Annotated in this window: 27 protein-coding genes; 4 read left to right on the top strand and 23 right to left on the bottom strand. The window is 65.4% G+C overall.

What is annotated here, in order from left to right:
• Positions 1-31: 31 nt before the first annotated feature.
• A complete protein-coding gene (locus DEU37_RS14290; protein ID WP_036285104.1) occupies positions 32-364 on the bottom strand; it encodes a YbjQ family protein in 333 nt (110 codons plus the stop codon).
• Positions 365-727: 363 nt separating this feature from the next.
• Here DEU37_RS14290 and DEU37_RS14285 point away from each other — a divergent pair, with 363 nt between their 5' ends.
• Genes DEU37_RS14285 through DEU37_RS14275 form a run of 3 tightly spaced genes read left to right on the top strand, consistent with a single transcriptional unit; the run spans position 728 to position 1,789 of the window.
• Positions 728-1,255 carry a hypothetical protein gene (locus tag DEU37_RS14285; protein WP_147424891.1) on the top strand — a complete coding sequence of 176 codons (528 nt, stop codon included), beginning with the start codon at positions 728-730 and terminating at the stop codon, positions 1,253-1,255.
• 42 nt (positions 1,256-1,297) lie between these two features.
• Positions 1,298-1,531, top strand: coding sequence for a hypothetical protein (locus DEU37_RS14280; protein ID WP_121191273.1), 234 nt, complete (start codon positions 1,298-1,300; stop codon positions 1,529-1,531).
• A 9-nt stretch (positions 1,532-1,540) separates the two neighbouring features.
• Positions 1,541-1,789 carry a hypothetical protein gene (locus tag DEU37_RS14275; RefSeq protein WP_147424890.1) on the top strand — a complete coding sequence of 83 codons (249 nt, stop codon included), beginning with the start codon at positions 1,541-1,543 and terminating at the stop codon, positions 1,787-1,789.
• Between the two features lie 24 nt (positions 1,790-1,813).
• Here DEU37_RS14275 and DEU37_RS14270 read toward each other — a convergent pair whose 3' ends face one another.
• The 22 genes from DEU37_RS14270 to DEU37_RS14170 all read right to left on the bottom strand — a co-directional run bounded on the left by DEU37_RS14270 (position 1,814) and on the right by DEU37_RS14170 (position 15,479).
• Positions 1,814-2,191, bottom strand: a complete 378-nt coding sequence (locus DEU37_RS14270) for a hypothetical protein (RefSeq protein ID WP_121191271.1) — start codon at positions 2,189-2,191, stop codon at positions 1,814-1,816.
• 28 nt (positions 2,192-2,219) lie between these two features.
• A complete protein-coding gene (locus DEU37_RS14265; RefSeq protein WP_121191270.1) occupies positions 2,220-3,167 on the bottom strand; it encodes a hypothetical protein in 948 nt (315 codons plus the stop codon).
• 14 nt (positions 3,168-3,181) lie between these two features.
• On the bottom strand, positions 3,182-4,519 hold the full coding sequence (locus DEU37_RS14260; protein WP_121191269.1) for a hypothetical protein: 1,338 nt from the start codon (positions 4,517-4,519) through the stop codon (positions 3,182-3,184).
• On the bottom strand, positions 4,516-4,884 hold the full coding sequence (locus DEU37_RS14255; protein ID WP_016465176.1) for a hypothetical protein: 369 nt from the start codon (positions 4,882-4,884) through the stop codon (positions 4,516-4,518). Before DEU37_RS14255 ends, DEU37_RS14260 begins: the two co-directional genes overlap by 4 nt.
• Positions 4,881-6,077, bottom strand: a complete 1,197-nt coding sequence (locus DEU37_RS14250; RefSeq protein ID WP_121191268.1) for a hypothetical protein — start codon at positions 6,075-6,077, stop codon at positions 4,881-4,883. Before DEU37_RS14250 ends, DEU37_RS14255 begins: the two co-directional genes overlap by 4 nt.
• A complete protein-coding gene (locus tag DEU37_RS14245; protein WP_121191267.1) occupies positions 6,077-6,583 on the bottom strand; it encodes a hypothetical protein in 507 nt (168 codons plus the stop codon). Before DEU37_RS14245 ends, DEU37_RS14250 begins: the two co-directional genes overlap by 1 nt.
• 2 nt (positions 6,584-6,585) lie before the next feature.
• Positions 6,586-6,987: a hypothetical protein gene (locus DEU37_RS14240; RefSeq protein ID WP_016465179.1), complete on the bottom strand. Its 402-nt coding sequence runs from the start codon at positions 6,985-6,987 to the stop codon at positions 6,586-6,588.
• A gap of 2 nt (positions 6,988-6,989) precedes the next feature.
• On the bottom strand, positions 6,990-7,373 hold the full coding sequence (locus tag DEU37_RS14235) for a hypothetical protein (RefSeq protein ID WP_121191266.1): 384 nt from the start codon (positions 7,371-7,373) through the stop codon (positions 6,990-6,992).
• Entirely contained in the window at positions 7,363-7,770 is a 408-nt protein-coding gene (locus DEU37_RS14230; protein ID WP_121191265.1) for a hypothetical protein, read from the bottom strand. Before DEU37_RS14230 ends, DEU37_RS14235 begins: the two co-directional genes overlap by 11 nt.
• Positions 7,771-7,772: 2 nt before the next feature.
• Positions 7,773-9,527 (bottom strand): hypothetical protein, encoded by a 1,755-nt coding sequence (locus tag DEU37_RS14225; RefSeq protein WP_121191264.1) that lies wholly within the window; start codon positions 9,525-9,527, stop codon positions 7,773-7,775.
• Positions 9,524-10,594, bottom strand: a complete 1,071-nt coding sequence (locus DEU37_RS14220; RefSeq protein WP_121191263.1) for a hypothetical protein — start codon at positions 10,592-10,594, stop codon at positions 9,524-9,526. The genes DEU37_RS14225 and DEU37_RS14220 overlap by 4 nt, the downstream gene beginning before the upstream one ends.
• Before the next feature lie 52 nt (positions 10,595-10,646).
• Positions 10,647-12,233: a hypothetical protein gene (locus tag DEU37_RS14215; RefSeq protein WP_121191262.1), complete on the bottom strand. Its 1,587-nt coding sequence runs from the start codon at positions 12,231-12,233 to the stop codon at positions 10,647-10,649.
• A complete protein-coding gene (locus tag DEU37_RS14210) occupies positions 12,230-12,484 on the bottom strand; it encodes a hypothetical protein (RefSeq protein ID WP_147424888.1) in 255 nt (84 codons plus the stop codon). Before DEU37_RS14210 ends, DEU37_RS14215 begins: the two co-directional genes overlap by 4 nt.
• On the bottom strand, positions 12,481-12,780 hold the full coding sequence (locus tag DEU37_RS14205; RefSeq protein WP_121191260.1) for a hypothetical protein: 300 nt from the start codon (positions 12,778-12,780) through the stop codon (positions 12,481-12,483). The genes DEU37_RS14210 and DEU37_RS14205 overlap by 4 nt, the downstream gene beginning before the upstream one ends.
• A complete protein-coding gene (locus tag DEU37_RS14775) occupies positions 12,777-13,088 on the bottom strand; it encodes a helix-turn-helix domain-containing protein (protein WP_147424887.1) in 312 nt (103 codons plus the stop codon). Before DEU37_RS14775 ends, DEU37_RS14205 begins: the two co-directional genes overlap by 4 nt.
• The gene (locus DEU37_RS14200; protein ID WP_147424886.1) at positions 13,085-13,657 is read right to left on the bottom strand and encodes a hypothetical protein; all 573 of its coding nucleotides are present in this window, start codon (positions 13,655-13,657) and stop codon (positions 13,085-13,087) included. Before DEU37_RS14200 ends, DEU37_RS14775 begins: the two co-directional genes overlap by 4 nt.
• Positions 13,658-13,710: 53 nt before the next feature.
• Positions 13,711-13,962 (bottom strand): hypothetical protein, encoded by a 252-nt coding sequence (locus DEU37_RS14195; RefSeq protein WP_147424885.1) that lies wholly within the window; start codon positions 13,960-13,962, stop codon positions 13,711-13,713.
• Positions 13,963-13,973: 11 nt separating this feature from the next.
• Positions 13,974-14,306: a helix-turn-helix domain-containing protein gene (locus tag DEU37_RS14190; RefSeq protein WP_016465193.1), complete on the bottom strand. Its 333-nt coding sequence runs from the start codon at positions 14,304-14,306 to the stop codon at positions 13,974-13,976.
• Positions 14,303-14,476 (bottom strand): hypothetical protein, encoded by a 174-nt coding sequence (locus DEU37_RS14910; RefSeq protein ID WP_183043693.1) that lies wholly within the window; start codon positions 14,474-14,476, stop codon positions 14,303-14,305. The genes DEU37_RS14190 and DEU37_RS14910 overlap by 4 nt, the downstream gene beginning before the upstream one ends.
• A gap of 95 nt (positions 14,477-14,571) precedes the next feature.
• Complete coding sequence (locus DEU37_RS14180) at positions 14,572-15,039, bottom strand: hypothetical protein (protein ID WP_121191256.1); 468 nt, start codon at positions 15,037-15,039, stop codon at positions 14,572-14,574.
• 3 nt (positions 15,040-15,042) lie between these two features.
• The gene (locus DEU37_RS14175) at positions 15,043-15,288 is read right to left on the bottom strand and encodes a hypothetical protein (RefSeq protein ID WP_121191255.1); all 246 of its coding nucleotides are present in this window, start codon (positions 15,286-15,288) and stop codon (positions 15,043-15,045) included.
• Positions 15,288-15,479: a helix-turn-helix domain-containing protein gene (locus DEU37_RS14170; RefSeq protein ID WP_259457308.1), complete on the bottom strand. Its 192-nt coding sequence runs from the start codon at positions 15,477-15,479 to the stop codon at positions 15,288-15,290. Before DEU37_RS14170 ends, DEU37_RS14175 begins: the two co-directional genes overlap by 1 nt.
• A 99-nt stretch (positions 15,480-15,578) precedes the next feature.
• Between DEU37_RS14170 and DEU37_RS14165 the strand changes: the two genes are divergently transcribed.
• Positions 15,579-16,127, top strand: coding sequence for a helix-turn-helix domain-containing protein (locus tag DEU37_RS14165; protein ID WP_121191253.1), 549 nt, complete (start codon positions 15,579-15,581; stop codon positions 16,125-16,127).
• Positions 16,128-16,191 lie beyond the last annotated feature (64 nt).

Raw genomic sequence — 16,191 nt, 5'->3', positions numbered from 1 at the left:
ACTCTTCCGTCGCTCGGCCGCCGTGCCGCGCTCACCCCTGGGGCGGGTCGATCGGCTCCACGACGACGGCCGTGCCGTAAGCGCAGAACTCTGTGAAGCTCCCGATGGCTCCTGAGTCGAAGCGCATCGCGACGACGGCGTTGCCGCCCCGCTGCTGCGCTTCCGCCCACATCCGCTGCATCACCTCGAAGCGCGACTCGTAGATGACCTTCGTGTATTCGGGCATCTCACCGCCCGCGAGCGAGCGGAAGCCGGCGGTGAAGTTCTGGCCGAAGTTCGCCGAGCGAACGGTCAAGCCCATCACCTCGCCGAGCACCTTCGTGATGCGGTAGCCGGGGACGTCATTGGTGGTGACGGCGAACATGGATCCTCGTCTCTGTCGTTGCCTGCCCGCGGCCGGGGTGGTGTGCGGGGGAGAGCGACGCGACGATCCTACGGAGCACGCGGCATCGTCCGCGAGGCGCTTCCGCTGAGAAAGCAGTCTGAGGGAGCGCCGCACGACGGCGAAGAGCCCGCCGGCGCGGTGCCGACGGGCTCTTCGTGCGGGCGTCGCTCAGACGCCGAAGTACAGCTCGTAGTATCCCGCCTCAAATGTGAAGTGTTGTGGTCGGTGTCAGCCGCGTGATTACGCGGGACACACGCCGACCACGCGACGCGCTAGGGGCGTTCGATGAGATTTCTGCGGACTTCCTGCGGACCGAGCGAGCGCTGCTGTAGCCTCGGCGCTATGCCGATAGGCGGAGAACTCGGTATCCGTTCCCAAGAGTGGTGGGCCTACTTCAGAGGTACAACCCACCCCGCGGAGAAGGTGCTGATCATAGACCCCGGCAGGCACTACTACTCCAGCATCAGGGTCCGCTACGAGGGCACCTCATCGTTCCACGAGTTTGAGACCACTCGGTCTCACCTGCCGTGTAAGTGGGAGGACCTTGACGAGTACCTCGAGGCTCATCCAGAGAGGCCGCGGCAAGGCGAAGTTGCCACGACGGCGGAGCCTGTTCACATCGTTCACACGACGAACGAGCTGCGCCACATCATCCACGAAGAGGTGGCGAACGCCCTCACGGTGACGAAGTTCGCCTATACGTACCCCGAGGCTGCCATCGCCGTCGGGGTGAGCACCGAACTGCTGCGCCAGGCGGTCAGTCGGGGTGACCTGATCGTGAGGTACATCTCGACGAAGCCAGTCTTCGCGGCCGGAGATCTCCGGCGATGGGTGGAATCGCTACCGGAGGAGCCCCGGCGCTACAGGTGAGGTGCGGTCGCTGCGACTCTCGCGCGGTCTAGGCTCACGCTCATGGAGCAATTCCTCATCGTCTACATCATCATCACGCTTGCCTCGCTTGCTGTCACGTACGTGCTCATCCGATTCGGCGTCCAGCACGGCACCCGTGCAGCGTTACGCGAGCACGAGATGTGGATGCGAGACGGGTCCCTTGATCGCGCCATCGACGCGCACGCCGCCCGAATCGTCGATCGGCAGGAGGCCGCGCAATATGCCCAGCGCGTCGCAGAACGTGAGAGGAACTAGGTGCCGACGATGCCTGCGGCTCACGCAACAGAGGTCGCCAAGACCATCGAAGAACTCCACCAGATTGTGAAGGACCTCCGGCTCACGGCTCGAGATTTGCCGCAGGGACCGGACGCATCCGCGGTCGAGGACGTGGTAGCGCATCTGATGGTCGCCACGGGGACCGCTCTGGTAAGCATCGGCCATTCCCTCGTCGCGCTCAGCACCGCGATCGTCGACGAGACCACGAGCTCACCGCAACCGTTGTCGGCGCCCTAGCCAACCGCGTCAACCCCTGAACATCTAGATCAAGGTGACCGGAATACCGCATTGAATGTCAGAGCCGTTGACGTGGAAGACCGCCCTGAGAGTGCCAATTTGGGAGAGTCCGATACTGGCGTCTTGATATACAGCGAGCATTCGACTCTCTTCGAACTTGACATTAGTGCCAGCGTAGTTGGCTCCCGTGCTGCCTTCCCAGATGTAGGCGGTGACCTTCTCCACGACCTTCACGCCGATCTGTTTGCCCGCCGAACCGTCCGGAGCGTAGTACTCGACTTCATATCCGAAGAACTCGACCGGACCGGGCACTTCCTCGCCGAGCCCCCAGGTGACGAGGATGCCGTTGGGTAGGCTCTCGACAGTGACGTCGGTAACGAAGCGTGGTCTGGGAAGCGTCATAGCGAGAGACTATCCAGTGAGGACGACATCAGGCAGGGTTGACGGACCGTCTGCCGCTCTTCACGTAAGCGTTGACGTGATGGTAGGCGACGCCGAGATCACGGGCGATGTCAGCCTGACTCATCCCCGCTGCGATCCATTTGTCGACTTGCGCCTCCTGGTACGGAGATAGGGCGCGCGAAGCGGCGTGCGCGGTCGCCCCGTAGTGGTATTCCTCGCTAAGGATCTCGGTGAGGTAACCGACGTCTTCGCGGAAAGCGATGGTGACGATCCCGAGGTACTCGTCGATGTCCATCCTGTGCCGGTCGCGGATGTAAGCGACGAGCGCTTCGGACGGCTCCCAGACGATGCCGTGTGTCCTCTCTTGCGTGAGAAGCTGCTCGTCACGGAACTGGTTGCGGGCGTGGTTGATCCACTCAGCCTTGACCTTTGTGATCGTCTGCCTGGAGGACTGGACACTGATCCCGAGCATCTCAGCGGTGGTGGCGTGCGAGAGTTCGTCGAAGTAGCGGAGTGCGATGTTCATCTTCTCCCGCTTGCGGAGGAACACGAAGTAGTCGACGATGTCCGCTTGCACCATCTTCCAGTGGGGGAGCATGTTCGGGGCGTGGAGCGATGTTCGGTACTCGGCTTCGGTGGTCTCGAGCTCGTGGCCTTCGATCGCGGGTCGATTGTCGAAGCTGGTCGCGACAGGGTCGATCTCCCCCTCGGCGGGGTCGCCAGCGTATCGCCGGTATCGGATGATCTTGCGCTTGATGTCTTCCTTGAGCATGACGAAGAAGGCGCCGTCATTGTTGCTTGGGTCCCACCCTCGGTCAGCGGCGATTCTCGGCCACCGGTCGATGTGGCGGAGAAGTGCGATCGACGCGACCTGGATGAGATCGTCGATCGTGACCAGGCAATTCCCGCGCTGTTCGAGCCACCCGTACCTGCGGATGACGTGAGCTCGCAGCTGGGGCAGGAACTCGTTGACCATGTTCTCCGGGCTTGTCAAAATCTACCGTCCCAACCCCGTCGGAACTCCCACAGCTTCTGCCGGTTGTTCTCCGCGATCTGCGCTGTCGTGTCCTGAACGGACTTCTCGTACGCCTGAGCCGCGAGCTTCTCTGCCTCACTCATCGCCTTCTCGGCGGATACCCGAGTAGCGTTCTGGCGATCGGTGATGTCGACGCTGATCTGCTGCGCTGATCGCGCGTGAACTGTCATTTCGCCCCGCCCTGTCTGCCATTCGACCGACACAACTTCCGCGGCGAGCACACCCGATTTCAGGTGCAGTTCGATCGGTGCGCCCGGTGTCGCTTCAGTGCGGATTTGCGTGGTCACCACGATGTCCCGGCCTCGCCGGAACGTTCGACTGACGACCGAATCAGCGAGGTTTCCCGATGGCTCTCCTGCCGTGATCTCGATTACGCGACCCCGCGACCGTGCGCTTCCCTCGGCGAAGTGCCGCCATGTGCGGGTGCTGTCGAACGCCGGAGACTCACCGACAACGACCACGGTGTCGGCCCAGTCGCCGTCTCGAGAAACGGTGTCGTTGAAGGACAGGATGATGGGCTCGACGCCGGCGGGCAGATCGTCGTCGTGGGATGCCCATCGCAGGTTGACGGGATCGCTTGGTGCGACCTTGTCGCGGCTGGCGACGTACCAGCCGAGGCCCCAGGCGTCGAACAGGCGCATGCCGAGTGAAGACAGCTCGGTCTCGATGATCTGCATGAACGACGCTCCGGCTGGCGCGGGGATAGGTATCTCGACGTGCTCAGGGTTTGACAGACGAGTTCCAGGGCCGGCGGATCTTGAAAGCACCGCGGCTGCCGCATCATCGGCAGGATTCGCATGTCCGGCACCGAACGTGAGTCCGAGAAGAGCGTCGACGTAGCCGCCGAGCGTCCTGGGCTGAGCGAGCACGTTCGAGATCTCGTATCTCGACGTCAGACGCCCGGTGTCCTCGATGACGAGACGATCGTCGACCATCGTTTCGCCGCCGCCGAGCATGATCGTGGCCACGTTGAGATCCCGAGTGACGCTTCGCACGTACATCGTCGCCCACTGGTTTGTTGCTTCGCCGACCCGTGGCAAGTATCCGATGACAGCACCTGCCGGATCGAGCTGCCGCACTCGCCAGCGCACCTGACCACCTTCATGAGGATCGACGAGGCGCGGGTCAAGGAGAGCCCATTGCTGTTCACTGAGCCCACCAGCGGTGATTGTGGCCGCAGCGAAGGGGACCCGGTCCAGATCCGCAGAGGGGACGATGTCGGTGGCGGGCAGAGCGATCCACTGGTTGCCGTCGCGGACCTCAGCCTCGTACTCGTAGTGGACGGAGTTCATGCAATGACCTCCCGCCACGGAAGAGTGAGCGTCCAGGATCCGGTCTCTTGAGTGATGGCGATATCGCCGCCCGTGACCACGAAGCGTGCGGAGAGCTCGGGCGGGTCGACTGGGTACATATCGAACTCAGCCGCGGTCGAGAAGAAGTCCCGCGCTGCGTGTGCGCTGGCGGCGTCGGGAAAGCGGAGCGTCATAGCTCCGGCAGATGGTCGAGGCGGCCGGAGCGTGTATAGCGTCTTTGAAGACTCGAGCAGTTGGTGCTCGATTGTGCGGGACTCGCGGGCGGACGTCCACGGGGCATCGATCGAGGGGACGTCGAGCTGGTCGATGGGGCCGGTGTAGGGGTAGCGGGTGAATGTGATCACTGGATCACCCTTCCGAGAGTCGGGTTGACGACGACTGAGACCCCTTCCGCGGCGCGGCGGTTGATGGCAGCCATCTTTCGGTCGAAGTCGCTGGTGTCGATATCGATCTGCAGCTTGCTGGTGACGAGTTCGGGGATGCCGTCGAGGTCGCCCTTGAACTTCGAGATATCCGTGGTCGCTTGCTCGGTCTTCGCGTCGATCATGATCTGGGTGCCGTCGGGCAGGGTGTAGACCGCGTTTCCGAGATCGTCGACTTCCTTGGTCGCTCCTTGCGCGTCATTGATCAGCCCCTTCAGTACGGCCTGCTGGTCGTTGAACTTCGTGTTTGCCTGGTCGATGACGCCGGTTAGTTCCCGCTGAGCGCCGATCGCAGCCATGTTCTGCTGAAGGCTCTTCTGCTGTTCCGGGGTGAGCTCCTTGAGGGATTGCTTCTGCGCGTCTGCGATCGCGAGGTTCTCTTCCTTGGCTTTCCCTGCCTGAGCGTCGACAACCTTCATCGCGTTCGCGTCGCCGACGTACGCGCGCACTGCTGTGGCGAGGTCGATGCCGAGTGCGTCGGCGTAGGCCTGAACTTGCTTGCGCTTGTCTTCGTCCGTGATGACGTCGGCGGATGCGGCGGCGATGCTCGTCGCGCTGAGGACGTTGCTGCCGGCGTCGATGAACGCCTGCGCCATCTCTCCTGCCCGCTGGGCGAGTTCCTGGTTCCTCTCGTCGATCTGATCCATCGCGCCGATGATCAGACCGAGGCCCGCCGCGCCTGCGGCTGTGGCAGCAAGACCTCCGATCCCGCCGAGCGCACCCGACCCGGCGAGGCCGCCGAGGGTGTCCTGCGCTATCTGTGGGAGGTCTTCGAGGTCACCGCGGAACGAGGAGAACGTCTCGCCGAGGTTCTGCCGAAGCTCCCCAGATACCTCAGCCCCCTTCTCGCCGAGTCGCTTGAAGCCCCTCTCGCCGGTGTCGCCGACGTCTCGCAGACCCTTCTCGGTGCGTTCGGATTCCTTGCGGGCGTCCTGCAGTGCCTCCTCGAGTCGGGAGACGTCGCGAGCGCCGTCGCGACCGACATCGGAGGCGGCGCGTTCGAGGTCTTTGAACGCGTCCTCGGCTTGCTCGAGCGGCTTGATGATGCCGCTGCGGACGCCTTCGTCGAACCCGCGGGTATCCGCGGCGATGCCGATCTCGTGGACGGAGGCCATCATCGTCCTTTCAGTTCGAGGTGGTCGAGGGCGGTACGGGTGGCGGTCTGGATCATCAGAGACGAGAACCTCACGATCGAGTCGCCGGCGGCGGGGTTGAAGACGTTGCCTCCGCGGCGGGGTGCACCGAACACGGAGCCCATGCGGCGGGGATACTTCTTGCCGCGTCGGGAGCGTTGGATGATTCGTTTGGCGGGGTTGCCGCCGTACTCCGCACCCTTCGCGACGACGGAGACCGGGGTCCCGTCGGAGAGCTTCCCAACGGAGCCGGAGCGGAGGAACAGGTTCCGGGCGGTGACGCCGACGCGAGCGCTGTTGACGAGCGCTCGCTGTTGCAGTCGGGTCGCCGCCCGGTCCCGGACCTCTTCGAACCAGATCGGCTCGGCCGCCTTCTTCGTCTGGACGCCGATCTCCTTGCGGACGTCGGCGGGCAGCTCGCGGGCGGCGAGGAGCATGTCGCGCAGCGGCGAGTCGACCAGGAGGCTGATGCGGCCGCTGCTCGCCATGGTCAGGCTCCGAAGTCGGGCTGCCCGTTGACGCCGAGGTTCAGGGTGGCCTTGTTGATGCCGCCCGCCGCGCCACCGATCTGCGACGGCTGGAACACGACCTCGACGGTCACGACCTCCGCGCCAGTCTGCGGGGTGAACTCGATCGTCTTGGTCTGCCCGGCCCACTCGATGCTCTTCTGCGAGAGGGAGCCTTCGGAGGCCCAGTCTTGCGCGAACGACATCTGACACACCCAGGTCGGGGTTCCGACGACGGACTGGACACCGCCGCCGATGTCGGTGTGCTGCGCGGTCGGGGTGGTGGGCACGAGCGCGAAAGAGTCGACGCCCTTGGTGTAGTTGTCCGCGCCGATCTTGATCGTGCCGGACTTGTTGTACGTTGCGACGTTGGGTGCGTCGGCCATGGTCACTCCTCGATGGTTGAGAGCAGGGTCAGGGGGAACCGCCAGGCGAGCGCCCCGGTGCTGAGGCGTTCTTTCTTCGCGGTGTCCCAATAGATGTCGTCGCACTGCTGCAGAGCGTGTGCGAGGGTGACGAGGTCGGCGTCCGCCCCGTCCTCGTCGCCGGCCCCGGCGGAGGCGACGACGAGGTCGAACTTCGGGGCGACGGTGAACCGGTCCAGCGCCGTCCCGTTGACGGACGAGCTGACCTCGGTGAACTCGAAGTACAGGACCGTGACGACCGTGTCGATCGCTTCGGACAGGTTGTTGATGATCCGCCAGTTCGCCGGCAACAGCGGTTTGAGACGGTCGCGCAGATCGTTGCGGATGGTGGCGGGGTCAGAAAACATCGGCGACTCCGGAGGTCGGGCGGATGACCCGCTGAATGTCCTTCGACAGCGGCCGCGGGGAGAACGTGAACCCCTCAGGGCCGTCCTCGCCCTTGCCCGCGAGCCAGAGGTTCTTTGCCTGCATGAGCTGCGCGTACACGTACCGGGTCGGCACGCCGGGGCTGCTGGCCTCGAGGTCGAGGAGCGTGATCACCTGAGCGATCGTCGCGTCCTCGACCCCGAGGTTGTGCAGCAGATCCGTGACCTGCACGACCGGTTCATCGTCCGCCGCGAACGCGAGGACCTGCTCGCGCGCGACGTCCAGGAGCATCCCGGCGAGAGTCTCGTTCTCGATCGGGAGCTCCGGGAACGCGTCGTGCGCGTCCTCGAGGTCGGCGTCGCTGAACCAGTCGGCCATGGTCAGGGCTTGGTGCCGATGAAGACGGTCGACTCCGGGCGTTCGATGAACGTCTCCAGGAACCCGACGATGGAGCGGTCGAGGCCGAACTTGGCAACCTCGACGGCGTCGATCTGGATCGGCGTCTCACCGAGCTCCTTGAACTCGACCGCCGCCTTCGACCCAGCCGCCACCTGGGGGTCGGTCGCTTTCGTGCCGGGGAAGGCGGACTGCGGGGCCTTCTTGACCACGACCTTCCCCTCGACCGACGCCTGGCCGGAGCCGGGCGTGACGGCGAGGGAGATGAACTCGGGCAGCAGATCCTTCGGCGTGTAGATGAGCTGCTTCCACAGCACCGGGTTGACAATCGCCCAGGCCGGGTCATCGTCCGCGTCGCTGATCGCTTCGATCGCCTGGATCAGCTGCACCACACCGGGGTAGTACGCGGAGTTGGCGGGCGTGCCGGCAGGCAGCGACTCGGGAGCCACGAGGGCGGACAGGGCCGCGCCGTCGCGGTTCATGGCCACGCGGATGAGGGTGTCGCGGGCGTCCACGTCGGTGACCTTCGCGTAGCTGTCGGCGACGCCCTGCCAGAACTGCTGCATGACGTCCGCTCCGCCGGAGAGGTAGTTCCACTCCTGCGCGACGTCGGCGGCGTAACCGTAGCTGTCGCGGGTGGAGCTGCGCTTGTCGCTCGTCGCGGAACCGGTCGGCAGCTCGGTCTTCTCGCCCGTGGTGCGCTTCTTGACCAAGCCGTCGGTGTCGTTCAGGCGGTAGCCCTCGCGGCCGTTGATGTCGATCGGGCCGTAGACGTGGGTGGCGAGGTCGATGAACTTGCGGACGTACCGCTTGCCCTGCCACAGCCGGCCGACCCAGGCCTTCGGCGCGAGGCCGGCTCCAAGCCCGGACGCGCCGGGGTCGGTCGTCTTGATGTCGGCGAGCGCCATGAGCGCGTTCTCTGTGTCGACCGAGCGGGCGGTCTTCATCGCGTGGAAGGCGGAGAAGAACGCGTTCATGTCGACGTCGGCCGGGTCGGCGGCGGGTGCGGGTGCTCCGCTGAACAGGGCCGGTGCGGCCGGGGTCTGAGGCTCCGCGGGAGCGGCAGCTGCGGTCATGGTCTCCTCCTCGGAGCTGGTGGTGTTGTCCTCGGCCGGGGTTTCGGCGTCGGTGATCTTCTCGACGGTGGACTTGCTGGAGTACTCCTCGATGCGCCGCCAGCGGACGCCCTCGGAGTCGGTGAACTCCGACACCGTGCGCGAACTGTTGTCGCGGTCTGGTGCGGAGTACTCGTCGCTGGCCGGCACTTCGGTGGTGAACTCGACGTTCTGACCGGGAGCGAGGGAGAACAGGGCGGCGGACTCGAACGCACCCTCGGCGCAGACAGCCGCCCCGGTGAGGCGGGAGCGGACGGCGTTGATGCCGTTGCGCACGAGAGAGCCAAGTTCGGCGGACAGCTTGCGCTTGCCTGTGCCGTCACCGTAGGAGGCGAGGAACGCGTCGCCCTCATCGGTGTTGGCGATCGCGAACCGGCCTACGACGCCGGCCTCGGTCATGGTGAACTGCACGCCGCGGCCGAGCGGGTTGAACCGGTCGTGCTCATCGTTCAGGGTGACGATCGACGGGTCACGGGGGAGCGCGACGGCGGAAGCGCTGAACATGACCGGCTCGGTTCCGGAGAGGTTCGGGCGGGAGAGCTCGCCGAACGGGAGCAGCAGACCCTCGATCTCGCGGGTCCCTGCGACGCGGGAGAACAGGCCCGCTTCGGTCGTGTTGGTCATGCTGTCTCCTGGGAGGCGTCGCCGGCCTCCGGGTCGATGGATGTGGGAGCGGGTACGGAGAAGTGCGACAGGTCGGCGCGGACCTCGGCATTGGGGCCGACGACGTCGTCGCCGGAAAGTGCGGCGGCGATCGCGTAGGCGTACTCGGCGGACCCGTACGTCCACATCTCGGACTGGCGGTCCTGCTCGTTCGAGTAGGAGAGGTCGCTGCCTTCCTTGCCGCCCTCGACGAACGACGCCGGCACGCCGCCGTGCATCGCGAGTTCGAGGCGCAGGGAGTTCTTCGCGTCCTCGAACAGGTCGAGTTGCCCGGACACGCCGCGCTCTTTGACCTCGATGTAGCTCGGCGTGACGGAGACGGAGTGCTTCGCGCGGGTCTCGACGTACGAGGTCGCGAGGGTCTCCTTCTCCTTACGCTTCATCTGATCGAAGGCGGGATCGGTGATGTGCAGCTCGGTCGCGGCGGGCGGTGCGTCGAGGCGGGTCTGTCGTGCCTTCTCGAGCTTGCGGGCCTGGCGGATCGAGTCGATCCCGTCGGCCATGACACCGTTCGCGCCGAGCGGCACGAGCACGACGCGCATCCGGTACTCGGCCGGAATCGAGTCGTGCAGGGTAACGCGCTGCGTCGACGGGTCCATCGACCACAGATGCCGGGGCACGGGTACCCAATCCCACACCGTGTCGTCCGTCGCGAGGCGGCACCCGAGAACACCGAAGCCCTCCCAGTACAGTTCTTCGACGAGCTTCTTGATGGCGATGTGGCGGGACATGCCGGGGTAGTTGCAGGAGCCGACCCAGTACGGCTGGGGGTCGGCCTTGGTGTCGTTCTCGAACTTCTCGAAGCGCAGCGGCGACACAAGCGCTTGGTGGCCCTTCAACGCCCGCTTCAGCTCAGGGACGCGGGCGGCGGTCACGCGGGTGACGAGCTCCTCGGGAAGGGTTCCGAGGATGTCGCCGACGATCGCCTGTTGCAGGCTGTCGCCAGAGCCGGGGGCGGCGAGCGCGGGCGCGCCGCTGGCGGAGGTGGGGGAGACGTCCCCCATCAGCCATGCCCAGAATCCCGCCATGTCTCCACGGTGACGGGCCTCTGAGCGTTAACGGTTACCACCCGGGAGTGTGCTAGACGCCTACCAACTCCGGGACACCGCCGGGGCCCTTCTCGTCGTCGAGCGCGTAGAGGGCGCGAGCGACTGCCTCGATCGGTGTGATGTCGTCGTCGGGCTGGGTCTTCTCGTCCGGCCTGCCGAACGCCCACGCCCCGGTCTGGCCGAACGCGCGGCGCACAACGATCTCCGCGGCGGCGTCGAGCGGGTCTTGCCCGTGGTAGGTGACGAGGTCGCCGGCGTTGAGGAACCGCATGAACAGCACCGCCGACCGAGGTATCTCCATCCGTGCCAGCGGGCGGGTGCGCATCGGCGGGCGGCCAGCGACGAGCGGCGCGATCTCGACGTTCTCGACCGGGCGGCCCGGATCGAAGATCACGCGACGGTTCAGCTTCCGAGCCCGGAGAAGTACATTCTTGCCGAACCCGTCGACGCCTTCCTGGTGGTGCAGCAGTGCCACGTGCCGGCGTCCCTTCGTCCCGTGCCAAGCTGCGGCGAGAGATGCCCACTTGCCGTCTGGATGGATAGCGATCGCGAGAGCCACAACCGACGGCATCGACTTCGGGAACGCCTTCTCGGTTCGCGTCTTCGTCCACAGCGGTTGCTTGATCAGCGCCGTCGCCGACCCCTCCTCGCCGGGAAGCGACAGGTACTCACGCTGGAACGCCTTCGACGACATCGCGTGGAAGTTGTCGAGCACGTCAGACAGGGGAGTCGTGTAGCCAATGCCCGGATGGTTCAGTTCGATCAGCTCACGCACACGGGCGTGCGGGTGCTCCTCATCCGGCTCCCACGCCTCGAGCTCCGCGGGGTCGGTGTCCTCGGGGATGCCATGCCGGACCACGCCGGCACCGGGCATGGTCAGCAGCTTCCACAGCAGGTTTCCCTGCTGGAAGTCGGGCGCTGTACCCGACGCGATCATCTGCGGCAGGAACCGACCATCGAGCGTCGGGGGTATCGAGGTCATCATGTCCTCGGCCATCTCCGGCGTCGCGTCCTGCGCCTCGTCGACCCAGGCGACGTCGTACGCGCCGGACGTGAACGCCTCGTTCCCCGGCGCGTACGCGTTGAAGTACGAGCCGTTCGGCCAGCGGATGTGCTCGGTGCCCTTGCCCGTGTTGATGATGAACGGGCGCGTCTTCGGGTCCGGGTACAGGCGCTCAACGTGCGTGACGATGTCCTTGCGGAACCGCTCGCCGGTCTTCTGCCCGCCGTCCTTCTTGGCCAACGTCCAACCGACGAGGTAGTCCTCGCGCAGGCTGCAGCGCCCCAGGATCACGGCCTGGACTGCAGTGGTCTTCGTCGTGCGTCGCGGCTCCATGATGCCGTTGAACTTCTTACCGGCATTCAGCATGTCCGCGATGACCAACTGGATAGGCGACGGCCCCGAAAAGCCATCCCCACCCCGACGTCGCACGTCCATCCGCAGAAGACGAGCACCCTCCAAGAACTCCGCCCTCGTCTGGTCGGTCGTGACGAGTTCCGTCACGTGCGCCGCCACCGGGATGCGCGAACGCCACTCCAGCCACGTCGCCTCGTCCTGAAGGTCCGCCACCGACGGCACGACGCCCGTGGGCGCAACCACAACGCCGCCGCTCGTCACGACACCTCCCGAGCCCGATCGACAGGGAGAGGGGCGCGTGTTGAGCCGTAGGCGGGGAGCCGAGCGACTCGCGCCAAAAAGACGCGGGTTCGCCGTCCTTCGTGGTGGATCATCCCGATGCCGAGTGCGGCCATCGCGAACGTGGGTGAGCCGAACGGCAGCCCGGTGATGGTCGCGATGGTGGACGCGATGGCGAGCGCCAGGTAGGCGATCTCGAGGGCGGGGCTTCCCGCCTTCGGTTCCTTCGTCATGCCCATGGTGGTGTGACCAGTCCTGTCGTTCTGGCGCGTCTGCGCTGGTTGGTGATGCGGGCGCCGATCTTGCCGCCGTGGCTGCGGTTGCCGTGTCGGCATTCGGGTGCGGCGTTGTCGATGGTGTTGCCTCCGTGCAGTGAGATGTGGCCGACGTCGAAGGGTGTGCCCTCAGGGATGATGTCGCCGTGTCGCCAGCATGCGACGTCCTCACCTCGTGCCCATGCTTGGCGGACTTGGGCGCGGATGATGCGGGTCGTGTGCCGCCACACGGGGTCGCGGTGCTTCTCGGTCATGCGTTCGCCCTGGTGCGGGCGAGGGACTTGGTGACCCCGGCGTTGGAAATCCCGACAGTTTCGGCGATCTGCCTGATGCTGTGTCCGGCGCTGCGGAGTGTTCGGATGCGGTTGTCGCGGGTCTGGTCGGCGGTGGGGCCTCGGTGTGCGCGGATGACGTTGACCGTGCTCTCGCCGTGGCCGCGCGCGTGGGTACGGGCTTCAAGGCGGGCTGTGGTGTGGTCGGAGCACCAGGCGCCGCGGTCGCAGGTGGAGCACCCCCAGACGGCGGAGCCCGTGTCTGCTGGCTTCTCGACCCACACGCTCATGCCACCGACCCCAGCACTGACCCAGGAGCATCCGGGCTTTCCCACTCACCAGGGGAACCAGGGACAGCAGTCGGCCATGAGGAGACCACACCGCTCACGAGATCCACGTGCTCTTCGAGTGGAGCTTCGCTTCCTTCCTCGCCGGCCTGTCCTTCCTGTCCTGTCCTATCCTTTCCAGTCCGGCGGGACATCCCCGGGACATGTCCCCCGGGACCGTCCCCGGGACTGGCTTTCTTCGCGGCCCGTTGGCGAGCCTTCTTCTCGCGCTCTGCCCTTCGGATGTTGTCGAGCACTTCGAACTCGGCGCGGCTGGTCTGCGTGCCGATGTACTCGACCATCTGCCACGACGACTCGGCCGACTTCGCCCACAGTCCCGCGGCGACCAGGTTGGGGATACTCGATCGTGTGAACCGAGGGATGTAGTCGAGGTCGGCATCCGTGATCGCCCCGTCGGTGCGGTTCTCGACCATCCACGTCCCGGCCGTCACGAACGCGCGGAAGTCGTCGCCGCTGAGTGCCATGACGCGACGGTCGTTGAGCCAACGCCCCGCGAATCTGAAGTCACTCACGAGCACCTCCTTTCATGTGAGAAGGGCCGACCCGTGCAGGCCGGCCCTTCTCGTTAGTCGTCAAGCTCACGCAGATGTTCGTCGACGTCGGCGGCTCGCCGAACGATCCTCACGGGTTCCGGCAGGTCGTCGGCGAGGTCGAGGAGGCGCAACGCGAGCGCCTTCGCGAGGTCGCGGTCGATCTCCTGCGCGACCTCACCGCACGTGTCCAGCAGCAGGATTGCGGTGACCGTCCCGGTAGCCAGATCGCGTCCGTGGACCGCGATGGTCGCGGCCTCGCAGGCGTACCACGCAGATTCGTCCATCGGGGTGTGCATCAGTACGCCCTTCCGTTGTGCCGGCGTGCGCGCGGAGGTTGAGCGAATGGGTCGTGTTGGAGTGGTGGCTCGGGTTCGGTTTCCTGCGTCTCGATGGGGTCCCCGATGCGCTTTCCGAGAATTGCCGACTCGATGAGCCGCAGCGTGTCCACACCGATCACGTCGGCGATCCGGTCGAGCTCTCGAATCGTGAAGGACGACTTCCCCGCAAGCCGCGAGTAGAGAGTTGGACGGCTGACGCCGAGGGCGTCAGCGACGTGTGGGGTCTTGATGCGCTGCCGGGCGAGCTCAGCCCGCACTGCATCAGCAACATGCTTGTCGGAATCGTTCATACTGTCAGCCACTCCGCGATCGCGACACGAGCTTCCGTGAGTCCGGCGATCAGTTCGTCGAGCTCGTTGAGGTCGTCGGTGATCGAATCGGGATCGAACGTGAACTCCGAAATGTTGGGCACCCACGCGGCGCTCTTGACGTGCCCCTCGAGCGAGAAGGCGATCGTCACAGACTTGTGGTCGACGTCACGTACATGGAGATCGGTGAACCCGTTGGCGTGGTCCTCCGCGAGAATGCAGTCTTCAAAGTCGCAACACGCGGCGTTCATCGCGATCGCTCCGAGGCGACGGGGATGAACGTGTAGACGTCGACGGGTCTGAGCTCGCCGAACATCTTCGGCTCCACCACGGTCTCGATGCCGGCGAGGACGTGGTCTCCTCGGCGGGTGTAGAAGGTCCGGTTGCCGACGTGATGGTGCTTCGGGAACTTGACCCGATCGCCGGGGCGGCACCATTCGTGGTCGCAGCTGGCGGCGAGGTGGGCGGTGGTCTCGTCGTCTCCGCCTTTCCACTCGTGGTGGACGTCGGTGATGTGGAAGACGTCGCCGGGTGATGCGTGGTCGTTCTCGCGCACGTGGAAGTAGTAGAGCTGCAGGACGGGGATGTCCATGAACTCGCAGTCGTCGATGAGGTCGCGGAGGGCGAACGTGCGCTGCTCCTTGAGCGCCTCGATCTCCGCGGTCATGCTGATCAGGGTGGCGACGCTGGGGGTCGGGACCGTTACGATGGTCATGAGTTAGTGCTCCTTCGTGAGTGCTTGGCCGTCGTCCTGTTGCAGCAGGGCGGCGGCTTCTTCTTTGATGCGGCCGTGAAGTTCGCCGGCCGGGTCGCGCCGGACATGGAGGATGCCGGCGAGGGTACGTGCGGTGGCTCGGTCGAGCCAGACACGTTCGGAGGTTGCGCCGCGGAAGACGAGCGCCGCGGTCCTGTCAGCGGTCTCGATGCTCCTGATCGCAGCGTTGGCGGTCGGGTCCTTCGGCATCAGCTGGCATCCGCGAATGCGTCGTTGATGAACTTCTCGAGGTCGATGCGCCGGACGACGACACGTCCGCCGAGTTTCGCTGCCTTGAGCTGCTTGGTGTTGATGAGCCACCGGATGCTGTCGACCGAGCGGCGCAGATACTCGGCGACCTCCGGGACGAACAGGATGTCCGCGGGTGCGGACGCGGTCATGGTGGACATTGGACACTTCCCCTCTTGTGGATGGAGCAAGTCATGTGACTTGGACAATTCAGGTCTACCACTGGTGCTCACTTGCGTCAAGCGCATACGATGGGCGTCGTGCAATACGGTCAACTTGACGAAGCTGAACCCGCTTTCGGCAAATGGGTGCGGGAGCGCCGACAGTCGCTGGCGCTCAGCCAATCGGACCTCGTACAGCGGCTAGCGAGCCGCGGGTTGCTTGTGGATGCGTCCGCGATCTCGCGCATCGAGTCCGGCGCACGCTCCGTTCGGCTTGGCGAAGCCATCGGCATCGCTGACGCACTCGACTCTCCACTCGGCGCGGAGTTCTTCACCTACAAGTCGCCGGACTCATCCGCTTTGGTAGAGGCGCTGTCATCGATTGAGCGCGCGCTGTTTCGTCGTGAAGAGGCAATCGCGGCCGATCACGATGCGCTTAGGGCGATATTCAAGCGGCAAGAGACTGCCCATCAGCACCTCCTAGCGGTGACCCACGCGGAGGAAGTAATCACCGCAGCGCTACCTAGCCTCAGTCCCACCGAGCTCGAGCTGCTCAATGAGCGACTGCGCTCGCTCCGTGATATCGAGGAATGGCAGCACATCATCGAGCTAGCTGTGCTGCCCAGGGACGTTGGTTGAGGTGTGACGCGATAGACGGGTGAGGACCTCCCGGTCGAGAGTGGAGCTGTCTAGTTCCCGCACT

This window comes from Microbacterium sp. AG790, assembly GCF_003634765.1.
Lineage (GTDB): Bacteria > Actinomycetota > Actinomycetes > Actinomycetales > Microbacteriaceae > Microbacterium.
Note: the sequence above shows the minus strand (reverse complement) of the source record. Positions and strands in the feature narration are given on the sequence as shown.

Coding starts and splice junctions, on each gene's coding strand:
- DEU37_RS14290 (WP_036285104.1), bottom strand. CDS start 364: ATGTTCGCCGTCACCACCAATGACGTCCCCGGCTACCGCATCACGAAG.
- DEU37_RS14285 (WP_147424891.1), top strand. CDS start 728: ATGCCGATAGGCGGAGAACTCGGTATCCGTTCCCAAGAGTGGTGGGCC.
- DEU37_RS14280 (WP_121191273.1), top strand. CDS start 1,298: ATGGAGCAATTCCTCATCGTCTACATCATCATCACGCTTGCCTCGCTT.
- DEU37_RS14275 (WP_147424890.1), top strand. CDS start 1,541: ATGCCTGCGGCTCACGCAACAGAGGTCGCCAAGACCATCGAAGAACTC.
- DEU37_RS14270 (WP_121191271.1), bottom strand. CDS start 2,191: ATGACGCTTCCCAGACCACGCTTCGTTACCGACGTCACTGTCGAGAGC.
- DEU37_RS14265 (WP_121191270.1), bottom strand. CDS start 3,167: ATGGTCAACGAGTTCCTGCCCCAGCTGCGAGCTCACGTCATCCGCAGG.
- DEU37_RS14260 (WP_121191269.1), bottom strand. CDS start 4,519: ATGAACTCCGTCCACTACGAGTACGAGGCTGAGGTCCGCGACGGCAAC.
- DEU37_RS14250 (WP_121191268.1), bottom strand. CDS start 6,077: ATGGCCTCCGTCCACGAGATCGGCATCGCCGCGGATACCCGCGGGTTC.
- DEU37_RS14245 (WP_121191267.1), bottom strand. CDS start 6,583: ATGGCGAGCAGCGGCCGCATCAGCCTCCTGGTCGACTCGCCGCTGCGC.
- DEU37_RS14240 (WP_016465179.1), bottom strand. CDS start 6,987: ATGGCCGACGCACCCAACGTCGCAACGTACAACAAGTCCGGCACGATC.
- DEU37_RS14235 (WP_121191266.1), bottom strand. CDS start 7,373: ATGTTTTCTGACCCCGCCACCATCCGCAACGATCTGCGCGACCGTCTC.
- DEU37_RS14230 (WP_121191265.1), bottom strand. CDS start 7,770: ATGGCCGACTGGTTCAGCGACGCCGACCTCGAGGACGCGCACGACGCG.
- DEU37_RS14225 (WP_121191264.1), bottom strand. CDS start 9,527: ATGACCAACACGACCGAAGCGGGCCTGTTCTCCCGCGTCGCAGGGACC.
- DEU37_RS14220 (WP_121191263.1), bottom strand. CDS start 10,594: ATGGCGGGATTCTGGGCATGGCTGATGGGGGACGTCTCCCCCACCTCC.
- DEU37_RS14210 (WP_147424888.1), bottom strand. CDS start 12,484: ATGACGAAGGAACCGAAGGCGGGAAGCCCCGCCCTCGAGATCGCCTAC.
- DEU37_RS14205 (WP_121191260.1), bottom strand. CDS start 12,780: ATGACCGAGAAGCACCGCGACCCCGTGTGGCGGCACACGACCCGCATC.
- DEU37_RS14775 (WP_147424887.1), bottom strand. CDS start 13,088: ATGAGCGTGTGGGTCGAGAAGCCAGCAGACACGGGCTCCGCCGTCTGG.
- DEU37_RS14195 (WP_147424885.1), bottom strand. CDS start 13,962: ATGGACGAATCTGCGTGGTACGCCTGCGAGGCCGCGACCATCGCGGTC.
- DEU37_RS14190 (WP_016465193.1), bottom strand. CDS start 14,306: ATGAACGATTCCGACAAGCATGTTGCTGATGCAGTGCGGGCTGAGCTC.
- DEU37_RS14180 (WP_121191256.1), bottom strand. CDS start 15,039: ATGACCATCGTAACGGTCCCGACCCCCAGCGTCGCCACCCTGATCAGC.
- DEU37_RS14175 (WP_121191255.1), bottom strand. CDS start 15,288: ATGCCGAAGGACCCGACCGCCAACGCTGCGATCAGGAGCATCGAGACC.
- DEU37_RS14170 (WP_259457308.1), bottom strand. CDS start 15,479: ATGACCGCGTCCGCACCCGCGGACATCCTGTTCGTCCCGGAGGTCGCC.
- DEU37_RS14165 (WP_121191253.1), top strand. CDS start 15,579: ATGGGCGTCGTGCAATACGGTCAACTTGACGAAGCTGAACCCGCTTTC.